At 69.6% G+C, this 12,639-nt stretch carries 13 protein-coding genes and 1 tRNA gene; 13 read left to right on the forward strand and 1 reads right to left on the reverse strand.

The annotated features are described in order from the left end of the window. Window positions 1-52 precede the first annotated feature (52 nt). The 6 genes from hisS (at window position 53) to ABD716_RS03540 (ending at window position 5,620) form a co-directional block, all read left to right on the forward strand. Window positions 53-1,330, forward strand: coding sequence for a histidine--tRNA ligase (gene hisS / locus ABD716_RS03515; RefSeq protein ID WP_344773858.1), 1,278 nt, complete (start codon window positions 53-55; stop codon window positions 1,328-1,330). A gap of 111 nt (window positions 1,331-1,441) precedes the next feature. Continuing rightward, complete coding sequence (gene eno / locus ABD716_RS03520; RefSeq protein WP_344773860.1) at window positions 1,442-2,722, forward strand: phosphopyruvate hydratase; 1,281 nt, start codon at window positions 1,442-1,444, stop codon at window positions 2,720-2,722. A 146-nt stretch (window positions 2,723-2,868) separates the two neighbouring features. Next, window positions 2,869-3,324, forward strand: coding sequence for a septum formation initiator family protein (locus ABD716_RS03525; RefSeq protein WP_344773862.1), 456 nt, complete (start codon window positions 2,869-2,871; stop codon window positions 3,322-3,324). A 26-nt stretch (window positions 3,325-3,350) separates the two neighbouring features. Continuing rightward, window positions 3,351-3,866, forward strand: coding sequence for a DUF501 domain-containing protein (locus tag ABD716_RS03530; RefSeq protein WP_344773864.1), 516 nt, complete (start codon window positions 3,351-3,353; stop codon window positions 3,864-3,866). A gap of 53 nt (window positions 3,867-3,919) precedes the next feature. Then, a complete protein-coding gene (locus ABD716_RS03535) occupies window positions 3,920-5,467 on the forward strand; it encodes an NAD(P)/FAD-dependent oxidoreductase (RefSeq protein WP_344773866.1) in 1,548 nt (515 codons plus the stop codon). A gap of 79 nt (window positions 5,468-5,546) precedes the next feature. Continuing rightward, window positions 5,547-5,620, forward strand: a tRNA-Leu gene (locus ABD716_RS03540). Window positions 5,621-5,862: 242 nt separating this feature from the next. On the opposite strand, the gene ABD716_RS03545 is transcribed toward ABD716_RS03540, so the two are convergent. Further along, window positions 5,863-6,606 carry a hypothetical protein gene (locus tag ABD716_RS03545; protein WP_344773868.1) on the reverse strand — a complete coding sequence of 248 codons (744 nt, stop codon included), beginning with the start codon at window positions 6,604-6,606 and terminating at the stop codon, window positions 5,863-5,865. Window positions 6,607-6,797: 191 nt separating this feature from the next. On the opposite strand from ABD716_RS03545, the gene ABD716_RS03550 reads away from it, so the two are divergent. The 7 genes from ABD716_RS03550 to ABD716_RS03580 all read left to right on the forward strand — a co-directional run bounded on the left by ABD716_RS03550 (window position 6,798) and on the right by ABD716_RS03580 (window position 12,629). After that, a complete protein-coding gene (locus tag ABD716_RS03550) occupies window positions 6,798-7,199 on the forward strand; it encodes a hypothetical protein (protein WP_344773870.1) in 402 nt (133 codons plus the stop codon). Window positions 7,200-7,305: 106 nt separating this feature from the next. After that, window positions 7,306-7,941, forward strand: a complete 636-nt coding sequence (locus tag ABD716_RS03555; protein WP_344773872.1) for a TetR/AcrR family transcriptional regulator — start codon at window positions 7,306-7,308, stop codon at window positions 7,939-7,941. Continuing rightward, window positions 7,938-9,197, forward strand: a complete 1,260-nt coding sequence (locus ABD716_RS03560; RefSeq protein ID WP_344773874.1) for an MFS transporter — start codon at window positions 7,938-7,940, stop codon at window positions 9,195-9,197. The genes ABD716_RS03555 and ABD716_RS03560 overlap by 4 nt, the downstream gene beginning before the upstream one ends. Continuing rightward, window positions 9,194-10,441 carry an alanine racemase gene (locus ABD716_RS03565; RefSeq protein ID WP_344773876.1) on the forward strand — a complete coding sequence of 416 codons (1,248 nt, stop codon included), beginning with the start codon at window positions 9,194-9,196 and terminating at the stop codon, window positions 10,439-10,441. Before ABD716_RS03560 ends, ABD716_RS03565 begins: the two co-directional genes overlap by 4 nt. A gap of 50 nt (window positions 10,442-10,491) precedes the next feature. After that, window positions 10,492-11,805, forward strand: a complete 1,314-nt coding sequence (locus tag ABD716_RS03570; protein ID WP_344774298.1) for a D-arabinono-1,4-lactone oxidase — start codon at window positions 10,492-10,494, stop codon at window positions 11,803-11,805. Window positions 11,806-11,829: 24 nt separating this feature from the next. Continuing rightward, window positions 11,830-12,225 (forward strand): SRPBCC family protein, encoded by a 396-nt coding sequence (locus ABD716_RS03575; protein ID WP_344773878.1) that lies wholly within the window; start codon window positions 11,830-11,832, stop codon window positions 12,223-12,225. A gap of 56 nt (window positions 12,226-12,281) precedes the next feature. After that, entirely contained in the window at window positions 12,282-12,629 is a 348-nt protein-coding gene (locus tag ABD716_RS03580; RefSeq protein WP_344773880.1) for a YciI family protein, read from the forward strand. Window positions 12,630-12,639: the final 10 nt, after the last annotated feature.

The following is a 12,639-nucleotide window of genomic DNA, read 5'->3' on the forward strand; positions in this document are numbered from 1 at the left end:
CTACAAGTCCCACGCGCTCCTGGCGTATTCCCAGCGATGAGAGGATTGCCCTATGGCCCAAGACGTGAACCCGCCTCGTGGCATGCGCGATTTCCTGCCGGCCGAGAAGGCGAAGCGCGAGCGCCTCCTCGCCGTCATCCGCTCGCAGTACGCGGCGCGCGGTTTCGAGGAGATCGAGACACCCGTCGTCGAGGACGCGGCGCGGCTGCACTCCGGCCTCGGCGGCGACAACGAGAAGCTCGCGTTCGGAATCCTCAAGAGGGGGCTCGACTCCTCCGATGTGAGCGCGGCCGCGGCATCCGGCGACCTCGCCTCGCTCACCGATCTGGGCCTGCGCTTCGACCTCACGGTGCCGCTCGCGCGCTTCTACGCGACCAACCGCGCCAAGCTCCCCGGCGTCTTCAAGTCGATCCAGATCGCCCCGGTGTGGCGCGCCGAGCGCCCTCAGAAGGGCCGCTACCGCCAGTTCGTGCAGTGCGACATCGACATCATCGGCGAGCCCGGCATCCTGGCCGAGGTCGAGCTGATCACGGCGACGGCGGCGACGCTGACGGCGCTGGGGCTCGCCGGATGCCGCATCCGCATCAATCACCGCGCGATCCTGCGGCACCTGATCGCCTCGTGGAAGATCGCGCCCAAGAGCACCGACCGCGCCCTCATCACGATCGACAAAGAGGACAAGATCGGCGTCGACGGCGTCGTGGCCGAGCTCGTGGCGCTCGAACTGCTCGACGCAGACCTCGCAGACCAGGCGCGCGCCGACCTCGGTGAGCTGGCCGACGACGGGTGGAACCTCACGGGCGAGAACGCGCCGGCCTGGCTCGATCAGGACGCGTACGCGCAGCTGCGGCAGATCCGCGACGCGGTGAAGGCAGCCGCGCCCGAGGTGCCCCTGATCTTCTCGCACAACCTCGTGCGCGGCATGGGTTACTACACGGGGGCGATCTTCGAGATCCAGCACCCCGAGTTCGGCTACTCCCTGGGCGGCGGTGGGCGCTACGACGGCATGATCGGGCGCTTCGCGGGCACGGATGCCCCGGCTGCCGGCTTCTCGATCGGGTTCGAGCGCATCGTCGACCTCATTCCCGACGCAGAAGCCGACGCAGAGGGTGCGGTCGTGCTGCTGCATGACAAGGACGTGGCCCCCGCGACGCTCATCGCGCTGCAGACCGCGCTCGTCGCAGACGGCAAGCGCGTGCGGCTCGAGAAGCGCACCAAGAACGTGAAGGCCCTGCTCGCCCGCGCGGAGGAGTCGGGATACGGAGCGGTCGCGAACGTGAACGCGCAGACCGCGTCCGTCGCCGAGCTGGAGTTCCGACCGCTCGGCTGAACAGCGCGGGCCGTGGCGAAAAACTTCCGTCTTCGGGCCGGAGTCCCGCTTCCCACCCCCGCCTGGCCGCTCACTAGTCTTGAGACCGACACCCATCAGAAGGAGAAAACAGTGGCTGCTATCGAGGCCGTTGGCGCTCGCGAGATCCTGGATTCCCGCGGCAACCCGACCGTCGAGGTCGAGGTCCTGCTCGACGACGGGACCGTGTCCCGCGCGGCTGTCCCATCCGGCGCATCGACCGGTGCATTCGAGGCCTACGAGCTGCGCGACGGCGACAAGGGCCGCTACCTCGGCAAGGGCGTCACCAAGGCGGTCGACGCCGTGCTCGACGTGCTCGGCCCGGCCGTCGAGGGGCTCGAGGCCACCGAGCAGCGCATCATCGACGCCACCCTGATCGAGGCCGACGGCAGCGACAACAAGTCGACCCTGGGCGCCAACGCGATCCTCGGCGTCTCGCTCGCCGTCGCCCGCGCCGCCGCGGACTCGGTGGACCTGCCGCTCTACCAGTACGTCGGCGGCCCCAACGCGCATGTCCTTCCCGTGCCGCTGTTCAATGTCATCAACGGCGGCGAGCACGCCGACAACGGCATCGACTTCCAGGAGTTCTTCCTCGCCCCCATCGGCGCCGAGACCTTCGCCGAGGCGCTGCGCTGGGGTGCAGAGACCTACCACGTCCTCAAGGGCGAGCTGAAGGCGGCCGGCTTCGCGACGGGCCTCGGCGACGAGGGCGGCTTCGCCCCCGACCTGCCCAGCAACCGCGAGGGCCTCGACTTCCTGATCAAGGCGATCGAGAAGGCCGGCTTCACCCCGGGCTCCGACATCGCCGTGGGCCTCGACGTCGCCGCGACCGAGTTCTTCAACGACGGCGTCTACCGCGTCGAGAACAAGGACTGGACCGCCGAGCAGCTCATCGAGTACTTCACCGGTCTCGTGAACGACTTCCCGATCGTGACCATCGAGGACGCGCTCGCCGAGGACGACTGGGACAACTGGAAGGCCTTCACCGAGGCGCTCGGCCGCAAGGTGCAGCTCGTCGGCGACGACCTGTTCGTCACCAACCCGACGCGCCTGGCCAAGGGCATCGACCTCGGCGTCGCCAACTCGCTGCTCGTCAAGGTGAACCAGATCGGCACCCTCACCGAGACGCTCGATGCCGTCGAGCTCGCGCACCGCGCCGGCTACACCACGATGTTCTCGCACCGCTCGGGCGAGACCGAGGACACCACGATCGCCGACCTTGTCGTCGCCGTGAACTCGGGCCAGATCAAGAGCGGCGCCCCCGCCCGCAGCGAGCGCGTCGCGAAGTACAACCAGCTGCTGCGCATCGAAGAGGAGCTCGGCGACGCCGCGACCTTCGCCGGTGCCAAGGCCTTCCCCCGCTTCGGGAAGTAGGCAACCGCGGGTCGACTCGGCGAAGCCGAATGGAGACCGCAGCGCGGGTCGACTCGGCGAAGCCGAATGGAGACCCAGCGTTCTTTCAGAAGGCGCGCCGCCCGGATAGGGCGGCGCGCCTTCGCGTCTCGCCTACGCTCGGGAGCATGTCGACAGCCCGCACCACCGCCGTCAATGCGCGGGGCTGGCTGCGCGGCATCCGCTTGTCGTGGTTCGCCGTCGTCATGTTCGGCGTGCTGGTGCTCGGCGTGCTGGTGCTCGCTCCGACCGTGCGCATGTACACGGCCCAGCAGCAGCAGATCTCGAAGCTGCAGCAGCAGAACGCCGATCAGAGGGCCGAAGTCAGCAAGCTGGACGCACAGATCAAGAACTGGGACGACCCCGACTACATCAAGGCGCAGGCGCGCGACCGGCTGCTCTATGTGATGCCGGGCGAGACGAGCTACCTGATCATCGACGACCTGCCCGCCGCGCCCGCGAAGACGCCGAAGAAGGTCAGCACGAAGGTGCAGCAGCAGGACGGCGACTGGTCGGCGACGCTGCTGCGCTCGATCCTCGAGAAGCCGGCGACGACGCCCGGGACCGGCGGCGGCGGCCACTAGGGCGCTGCTGCTGGGAGAATGGCCTGATGAGCACTCCTCCCTTCGCACCGGCCAGCGACCGCGACATCGCCGTGGTGTCGGCGCAGCTGGGGCGACCCGCCCGCGGCGTGCTCGGCATCGCCGCCCGGTGCGCGTGCGGCAATCCGACGGTCGTCGCGACGGCGCCGCGGCTGCCCGGCGCAGGCACCCCGTTCCCGACGCTGTACTACCTGAGCCACCCCGCCGCCACGGCGGCGATGTCGCGGCTTGAGGCCGACCATGTCATGGTCGAGCTTCAAGAGCTGCTGGCGACCGACGCCGACGTGCAGGCCGCCTACCGGAAGGCGCACGAGGCGTACCTCGCAGACCGCGAGTCGATCGAGATCGTCGATGAGATCCGGGGATTCTCCGCCGGCGGCATGCCCACACGGGTGAAGTGCCTGCACGCGCTCGCGGCACACTCCCTGGCGGCCGGCCGGGGCGTGAATCCGATCGGGGACCTCGCCCTGGAACGTGGGAATTGGTCCCCTGATGTCTGCGAATGCGCCGATTACGGCGTCTGATTGACCGCCTGTAGGCTAGAGACACACTTTTTCCTCCGAGGAGTCGCTGAACTGTGCCCAAGATCCTGATTGTCGGCGGTGGCTACGCCGGTTTTTACACCGCGTGGAAGCTGGAGAAATCCCTTCGTAAGGGCGAGGCAGAGGTCACTCTGATCGACCCGCTGCCCTACATGACGTACCAGCCGTTCCTCCCCGAGGTCGCAGCCGGTTCCATCGACCCGCGGTACGCGACGGTCAACCACCGTCGCCACCTGAAGAGCACGAAGCTCATCGCAGGTCGGGCGACCTTCATCAACAACGCCGAGAAGAAGGTCACCGTCACGCCGGTGGTGGGCGAGCCCTTCGATGTCGAGTACGACCAGGTGGTCGTCACCGCCGGTGCGGTCAGCCGCACCTTCCCGATTCCGGGTGTCGCCGACCTCGCGTACGGCATGAAGAACATCGAAGAGGCCGTCGCCGTGCGCGACCGCCTCATCACCAACTTCGACAAGGCCGCGGTGCTGCCCAAGGGCGACCCGCTCCGCGAGCGACTGCTGACCGTCACGGTCGTCGGCGGCGGCTTCGCCGGCATCGAGGCCTACGGCGAGCTGCGCTCGGCCGCCTCGGCTCTGCTCAAGTTCTACCCTGAGATCGACTTCGAAGAGACGAAGTTCCACCTCGTCGAGGCGATGGGGCGCATCATGCCCGAGGTGTCGCTCGAGACGAGTCACTGGGTCGTCAACCGGCTCGCCGAGCGCGGCGCGCCCATCCACCTCGACACCCAGCTCAAGAGCGCCGAGAACGGCCGCGTCGAACTGTCGAACGGCGACGTCTACGAGAGCGATCTCATCGTGTGGACCGCCGGCGTCATGGCCACGCCGACCGTCACGCGCAACACCGACCTGCCGATCGAGGCACGCGGCCGCATCACGACCAACGCTTCGCTGCGTGTGATCGACGCCGATGGCGATGTCATCGAGGGCGCCTGGTCCGCCGGCGACGTGGCGGCGGTTCCCGACCTGACCGGCAAGGGCGTCGGCGGCTTCTGCGTGCCGAACGCGCAGCACGCCGTGCGCCAGGCCAAGCGCCTCGCCAAGAACCTCATCGCTGTCCTGCGCGGCGAGGACCCGGTCGACTACATCCACAAGAGCCTCGGCGCGGTGGCGAGCATCGGCCTCTACGACGGTGTGTTCCAGTCGGGCAACCTCGCGTTCAAGGGCTTCATCGCGTGGCTCATGCACCGCGGCTACCACGGCCTCGCCATGCCCACGTGGGAGCGCAAGTGGCGCGTGATCTTCGGCTGGCTCGGCAACTTCTTCCTGGGCCGCGACTTCGCGACGATCGCCGCCGTGCAGACGCCGCGCTCCAACTTCGAGGAGTTCGCGTCGCGCCCGAAGCCCGCCGCGCCCGCTGAGGCCCCGGCCGTTCCGGCGGCTCCGGCCGCTCCTGCCGCCGCGGAGACTCAGACGCCGGCGCCCGCCGCTGACGCCGCCCCGGCGGCCGAGGCCAAGGCTGCGCCGAAGCGCGCCTCGCGGAAGACCGCCGCGCAGAGGGCCGCAGAGGCGAAGGCCGCCGAAGAGGCTGCTGCGGCCGACGCTCCTGCCGAGACGCCGGCAGAGTAGGCATCCGTCAGCCAGTGATTCGGGCTCGCCCTTCGTGGGCGGGCCCGAATTCGCATCTACGCTGGCATGTGAGGCGCTCGCCCCCGTAGCCCAATTGGCAGAGGCAGCCGATTTAAAATCGGCCAAGTGCCGGTTCGAACCCGGCCGGGGGCACGCAGGAACCGCTAGACCTTGTCCGACGCCAGCTGCCTCGCAACCGAGTGCCACTCGGCCCGATCGGCGCAGATGCGACAGGGCCGCTTCTTGCACTACAGCCGGGGTTGCCGAGGGAGCCCTTGCAATATGTCTCAAAGGCACTGGACGCAGCCCGGCGACGGCCTGGCGAGGAAAGCCCCCTCAGCCATCTCAAACGCGCTGACTGAAGGGGCCCTTGCGGGGCGGCGGTGAGGGATCAGCTATTTGACCAGATTGGTCCCCGTGCATTGGCTGCCCGCAGGGAATGCCGTGATTATGCGCTGCGCAGTCTTGCCCAGTCCGACGTGCGGCGTCATTGTGGCGACGACGGTCTTGTTGTTCTTCACGAGGTATACCGTGCGAGAGAAGCACCATGTCTGCTGTGACGTGTTGTAGGTGGCCTTGTCTGGATCGCTGAGAATCCAATCCATCGACCAGTTTGCAACGTCGCGCCAGTTGAGGCTCGAAGGCGTAACCGAAGCCCATTGGCTCATGTGCGCGTCGAGAATGTGGAAGTACCCGTACTTGTCAGTGCCGCAACGTAGGGCCGCGGTGGTTCCCTCGATTCCGCCTCCGCCGCGAACCCGGAGTCGGATGTACTCATGCACCAGCTTGCTTTCTTTCACGTTGTACCCGCAGGCGGGCCAGTTGGCTGGAGCGATGGCTTTGACGGTGGCGTCTGTGTGCACGCCGCCCTGACCAAACCCCTGGGGTGACCCGTAGTTGGTGTTGCCGGGTGGGGTGGTCGTCAGCGCGAAGTCCTGGCCACCGATCTCGACAGACGAGACACCATCGACGAACGCGTCGTCGTCGTCCTGATCCACGGAATCTGAGTCCTCGGAGTCGCCGCCGTCCACGAGTTCGTCCGGTGTCCCGTCGACATCGCTCGTCGTGCCATCGTCGGCACCCGGCACTGCGGTTGCGGTGGTATCGGCGGGAGACGACGAAGTGTCAGCGACAGCCACTCCCGCGGGAATGCTTGCCGCGCAAGCCACCACAATTGCCGATACGAGCAATGCAAGTCTGCGAACTCTGACCACGGATAGTCCCCTGTTCTTTATCATTTGCTGAACGTTCGCATAGGATTTCAATAGTGATCAAGCCGCCCGTTTACGGGCCTTGTGCTGCTTTCCGCGCTACGTGCCACACTCGGCTCATGGCTGCCTACGCGCGCATCGAGCTCATGGCCGAATACTCGGCTCCGCCACTCTGGGACCGCTCGCCGGGAGGATTCGGTCCGATAGAACTGGCCGATCTGCCGCTTTCCGAAGAACTCAGAGGGCGCTTGCAAGACTGGGCTGACCGTTACGACGCGCTTCCGACTCAGAACTTCGAATGGCTTTCGCCCAGCGATGAAGAGGACTTCATCGCGACCGGGATTGCGCTGGCGACTGAACTGCGCAGACAACTGGGCGATGAGGTCGAAGTGATCTACCGGCATGACGGGCCGAATCGGCACCGGACGCAGTTCGACAATTGGCTGCCTCAGGACGGGAACTGGCAGGCGGAGCCGCCGCGAGGTGATGGTCACCGCAACGCCGCGAGGAGAGGCCGGTAGCGCTGGTAAGAGGGCCGGGTTCCCCCGGCAGTCGCTGATGCGCTAGCCTCTCCGGAAACTGGGACGATCGTCCCAGTCCACGCGAGGGAGCATCCGCTTGGCTCACATGCCGGCCAACGAACGACGTGAGGCGCTGATCGCCGCTGCACTGCGCGTCGTCGCGCGCGACGGCATCGCCGGCGCATCGACGCGCGCGATCGTCGCCGAGGCCGGAATGCCGCTCGCCAGCTTCCACTACGTGTTCGCGTCGCATGACGAGCTCATGGCCGAGCTCGTGCAGCGGGCGGTGAACGAGGAATACCGCGCGATCGCGCCGCTGCTCGGCTCCGACATCACGGATGCCGCGCTCGGCGACCTCGTCTACGCCGGGCTCGTGCGCTACCTGGACTCGGTGAAGGCTGAGCCCGAGCGCGAGCGCGCCATGCTCGAGCTCACGCAGTACGCGCTGCGCGACGAGCGCACGGCACACCTCGCGCGACTGCAGTACGAGCGCTACACAGACCTCGTGCAGATGGCCCTCGAAGCCGCCGCGGGGCGCACGGGCTGGCGCTGGAACACGCCCGTCGCGGACGTCGCTCGCATGGTCGTCGCGCTGGCCGACGGCATCACCATCTCGTGGCTCGTGCGCCGCGACGACCGCGAGGCGCTCGCGCTGGCGCGGTCGGCGGCGCGAGCGGTCGAGGCGCACGCGAGCGCGCCCGCTGCCGCACCTGCCTCCGCACAGGGCGACCCGCGCGCATGAGCGACGTCGCCGCGGCCACGACCCGCACCGAGCCGCTCACCCCGGTCACGGGCCGCTGGATCGCGCTGTTCGCCGCGGCGTGGCTCGGGGTGTGGATGGCTCAGCTCACGCCGATCCAGCTGCTGCTGCCCGCGCAGATCGAGACCGAGCTGCGCACGAACTACTGGGTCGACAACGTCCTCTGGTTCGGTGTCGTCTCGGGCATCGCGGGCGTGTGCGCGATCATCGCCTACCCGCTCACCGGGGCGCTCAGCGACCGCACCACGAGCCGCTTCGGCCGCCGCCGGCCGTGGGTCGCGGGCGGCGCGGCGCTGTTCGCGCTCGCCCTGCTCGCGCTCGGCGCGCAGACGACGATGGCCGGCATCGCGATCTGCTGGGCGCTCGCCCTGACCGGGTTCTGCGTGCTGACCGCCGCGCTCACCGCCATGATCTCCGACCAGGTGCCGGTCGGCCAGCGCGGCTACGTCTCGGGCTGGATGAGCGCCCCGCAGGCGATCGGCATCATCCTCGGGCTGGCGCTCGTCACGATCCTGGGCCTCGGCACCCTGGGCGGCTACGAGCTCGCGGCCGCCGCTCTCGCGCTGCTGGTGGCGCCGTTCCTGCTCGTCGTTCCCGACCCCCGCCACTATGCCCGGGGGCTGCCGCCGCTCACCCCGAGGCGCATCGCCGGCGAGCTGTGGATCTCGCCCCGCACGCACCCCGATTTCGGCTGGACGCTGCTGTCGCGCGTCCTCGTGAACCTCGGCAACGCGTTCGGCACCGGCCTGCTGCTCTACTTCCTCGAGTTCGGCCTCGGCGACCGGAACGCCGAGAACGACCTGATTCCGATCGTCTTCGTCTATATGGTGTTCGTGATCGCGGCATCCCTCGCGCTCGGCGGCATCTCGGACCGCCTGCAGCGCCGCAAGCTGTTCGTGTTCCTCGCCAGCGTGGTGCAGGCGATCGCGGCGCTCCTGCTCGCGTTCCTGCCGTCGCTGCCCATGACCTACGTCGGCGGCGCGCTGCTCGGCATCGGCTACGGCTGCTTCCTCGCGGTCGACCAGGCGCTCGCGACGCAGGTGCTGCCCGACCCCGAGACCCGCGGCAAGGACCTCGGCATCATGAACATCGCCTGGGCCATTCCGCAGGCGTTCGGGCCTCTGCTCGGGGGCATCGTCGTGTTCTGGCTGGGCGGATTCACCGGCCTGTTCATCCTCGCCGGCGTCGCCGCGCTCGGCGGGGCGTTCGCGGTCGCGCGAGTGAGGAGCGTTGCATGATCGACGTGTCGGCGAAGCCGGCCACGCAGCCGTGGCGTGACGAGGCGGCGTATTGGCAGGGGCTGACGGATGCCACGCGGGAGCTCGATCCGCCGTGCGCGGTCATCCACCTCGGCGCCCTCGCGCACAACGCGCACGACATGCTGCGCCGCGCGGCGGGCAAGCCGATCCGCGTCGCGTCGAAGTCGGTGCGCGTGCGCGAGGTGCTCGACGCGGTGCTGGCTCTGCCCGGCTACGAGGGCGTCCTCGCCTACACGCTGAGCGAGGCGCTCTGGCTCGCCGCGGACGAGCCGGGGCGCCCCGGCATCCGCGACGTCGTGGTCGGCTACCCCACGGCCGAGCGCGGCGCGATCGCGCGGCTCGCCCACGACGCGGCGCTGGCCGCGCGCGTCACCCTGATGGTGGACTCCGTCGCACAGCTCGACCTCGTCGACGCCGTCGTGCCGCCGGGGCAGCGCGAGATCGTGCGGGTGGCGATCGAGCTCGACGCGTCGTGGAACGGGCCGGCCGGCCGCGTCGGCGTGTGGCGCTCACCCGTGCACACGCCCGCGGCGGCGCGCTCGCTCGCCGAGCACATCGTGGAGCGGCCGGGCTTCGCGCTCGTCGGCATGATGTCCTACGAGGCGCAGATCGCCGGCCAGGGCGACGACCCGGCGGGTCGCCCGGCGTTCGCCCGCACCGTGCGGTGGATGCAGCGCCGGTCGAAGGCCGAGCTGCTCGAGCGCAGGGCCGAGGCAGTGGCGTCCGTGCGCGCCGTCGCCGAGCTCGAGTTCGTGAACGGCGGCGGCACGGGGTCGCTCGAGTTCACGTCGTCCGACGCGTCGTGCACCGAGATCGCCGCGGGCAGCGGGCTGTTCGGCGGCCACCTGTTCGACAACTACCGCGAATTCGCCCCCGCTCCGGCGACGGCGTTCGCGCTCTCGGTCGTGCGCCGCCCGCGGCGCGAGACGGCCACGGTCCTCGGCGGCGGCTGGATCGCCTCCGGGCCGCCCGGGCCCGATCGGCTGCCGCGCCCCGTGTGGCCCGCGGGGCTCGAGATGGCGCCGCGCGAGATGGCGGGCGAGGTCCAGACCCCGCTCTCGGGCGCCGCGGCCGAGGCGCTGCGCCCCGGCGACCGGGTGTGGTTCCGCCACACGAAGTCGGGCGAGCTCGCCGAGCACGTCAACGAGTTCGCCCTGGTCGGCGACGGCGCCGCGGTCGGCTCGGTGCCGAGCTATCGCGGCGAGGGGAGGGCGTTCCTGTGACCGCGCCCTCCGCCGGTCGACTCGCCGCAGGCGAATGGAGACCCAAAGCCCTGCGCGCCCCCGAATGGCGCAACTGGTCGCGCACAGAATCCGTGCACCCCGTGCGCATCGAGACCCCGGACTCGCCCGAGGCGGTGCAGCGCGCGGTGCAGGCGGCCGCCCGGCAGGGGCTCACCATCAAGGCGATCGGCGCCGGGCACTCCTTCACCGGCATCGCCGTCGCCGAGGGCGTGCAGCTGCTGCTCGACAGGCTCTCCGGCGTCGTCGCCGTCGACGAGGCATCCGCCCGCGTCACCCTCGCCGCAGGCACACGGCTGTGGCAGCTGCCCAAGCTGCTCGCGCCCTACGGTCTCGCGCTGCAGAACATGGGCGACATCGACCGGCAGACGATCGCCGGCGCGACGAGCACCGGCACGCACGGCACGGGCGGCTCGTTCGGCGGTCTCGCGACCCAGATCGTCGGCCTCACGCTCGTCACGGGCGACGGGCACCTGCTGCGCATCACCGAGACCGAGAACGCCGAGCTGCTGCCTGCCGCGCGCGTCGGCCTCGGGGCGCTCGGCATCCTCGTCGATGTGACGATCCAGTGCGTCCCGGCGTTCACCCTGCACGCCGTCGAGCGGCCCGAGCCGCTGCCCGAGGTGCTCGACGGCTATCTCGAGCGGTCGGCCGGCTCAGACCACTTCGAGTTCTACTGGTTCCCGCACACCCGGCTCGCGCTCACCAAGACCAACACGCGGCTTCCCGGCGATGCACCGCGCCGGCCACTCAACCCGGTCGGCCGGTGGTTCGACGACGAGGTGACGGCGAACGGTCTCTACCGCGGGCTGTGCGCGCTCGCGACGCTCGCGCCCGCGATGATCCCGCGCGTCAACCGACTCGCCGGGCGACTCACCGGCGACCGCGAGTTCACGGACGCCTCGCCCAAGGTCTTCGTCACGAACCGCTCCGTGCGCTTCCGCGAGCTCGAATACGCGCTGCCGCGCGCTGCCGTTCCCGAGGCGCTGCGCGAGCTCGACAGGCTGATCGAGCGGCGCGGCTGGCGGATCTCCTTCCCGGTCGAGGTGCGGTCCGCGGCATCCGACGACACCTGGCTCTCGACCGCCTACGGGCGCGAGACGGGCTACATCGCCGTGCACCGCTACTACCGCGAGACCCGGGCCGATCAGCTCGAGTACTTCACCGAGGTCGAGAAGATCATGGTCGCCGCGGGCGGTCGCCCGCACTGGGGGAAGCTGCACACGCGCGATGCCGAGTTCTTCGCGGGCGCCTACCCCCGCTTCGGCGATTTCCTCGCGGTGCGCGACCGCCTCGATCCGGGCCGGCTGTTCCGCAATCCCTACCTCGACCGCGTTCTCGGGTAGCCGCAGCAGTGGCATCCTGACCACATGCCCTTCAAATCGCGCCACGCCAGCGTCTACATCGAGCGCGAGCCGGCCGACGTCTACGCCTACGCATCGGACCCCACCCACCTGCCCGAGTGGGCGGCAGGTCTCGCGGGGTCGATCGAGCTCGTCGACGGGCGCTGGGTCGCCGACCTCGCCATGGGGCGGATCGTCGTCGAGTTCGCGCCGCCGAACCCGTTCGGCGTGCTCGACCACTGGGTGACCGATTCCACCGGCGAGACCTACTACAACCCGATGCGCGTCGTCGCCGCGGGCGACGGCAGCGAGGTCACGTTCTCGGTGCGGCGCCTCGCGGGCGAGAGCGACGCCGATCTCGATCACGACGCCGAGCTCGTGCAGGCCGACCTGGAGGCGCTGAAGCGCATCCTCGAAAGCTGAAATGTCGAGATCGGATGCCTCGCCGCGACCACCTCGCGAGTGAAAGGACCACACCCATGGCCAGATTCCTGATCCTGATCCACGGCGACGACGAGAAGTGGGGCGAGCGCACCGACGAGCAGCGCGCCGCGGTGGATGCCGCGCACCGCGCTTTCCAGCAGGCGGGAGGCGTCGTCGCCTCCGGCGAGCTCGACGACCCCGCCCTGGCGAAGACGATCCACGGGCGCGCGGGGGAACGGGCCTTCGTCACCGACGGGCCCTTCGCCGAGTTCAAAGAGGTGCTCGGGGGCTACTACGAGATCGAGGCGGCCGACATCGACGAGGCGGTCGCCCGTGCGTCGACGCTGTACGAGACGAGCGAGCCGCACGTGCACATCGAGGTGCGCCCGCTCGTTCAGCACTGAGCGGGGCGTC

This window comes from Gryllotalpicola kribbensis (assembly GCF_039538245.1).
Lineage (GTDB): Bacteria > Actinomycetota > Actinomycetes > Actinomycetales > Microbacteriaceae > Gryllotalpicola > Gryllotalpicola kribbensis.

What these genes read in the sequence shown, in the direction of transcription:
- hisS (WP_344773858.1), top strand. Translation starts at nt 53, where the DNA reads ATGGCCCAAGACGTGAACCCGCCTCGTGGCATGCGCGATTTCCTGCCG.
- ABD716_RS03525 (WP_344773862.1), top strand. Translation starts at nt 2,869, where the DNA reads ATGTCGACAGCCCGCACCACCGCCGTCAATGCGCGGGGCTGGCTGCGC.
- ABD716_RS03530 (WP_344773864.1), top strand. Translation starts at nt 3,351, where the DNA reads ATGAGCACTCCTCCCTTCGCACCGGCCAGCGACCGCGACATCGCCGTG.
- ABD716_RS03550 (WP_344773870.1), top strand. Translation starts at nt 6,798, where the DNA reads ATGGCTGCCTACGCGCGCATCGAGCTCATGGCCGAATACTCGGCTCCG.
- ABD716_RS03555 (WP_344773872.1), top strand. Translation starts at nt 7,306, where the DNA reads ATGCCGGCCAACGAACGACGTGAGGCGCTGATCGCCGCTGCACTGCGC.
- ABD716_RS03560 (WP_344773874.1), top strand. Translation starts at nt 7,938, where the DNA reads ATGAGCGACGTCGCCGCGGCCACGACCCGCACCGAGCCGCTCACCCCG.
- ABD716_RS03565 (WP_344773876.1), top strand. Translation starts at nt 9,194, where the DNA reads ATGATCGACGTGTCGGCGAAGCCGGCCACGCAGCCGTGGCGTGACGAG.
- ABD716_RS03575 (WP_344773878.1), top strand. Translation starts at nt 11,830, where the DNA reads ATGCCCTTCAAATCGCGCCACGCCAGCGTCTACATCGAGCGCGAGCCG.
- ABD716_RS03580 (WP_344773880.1), top strand. Translation starts at nt 12,282, where the DNA reads ATGGCCAGATTCCTGATCCTGATCCACGGCGACGACGAGAAGTGGGGC.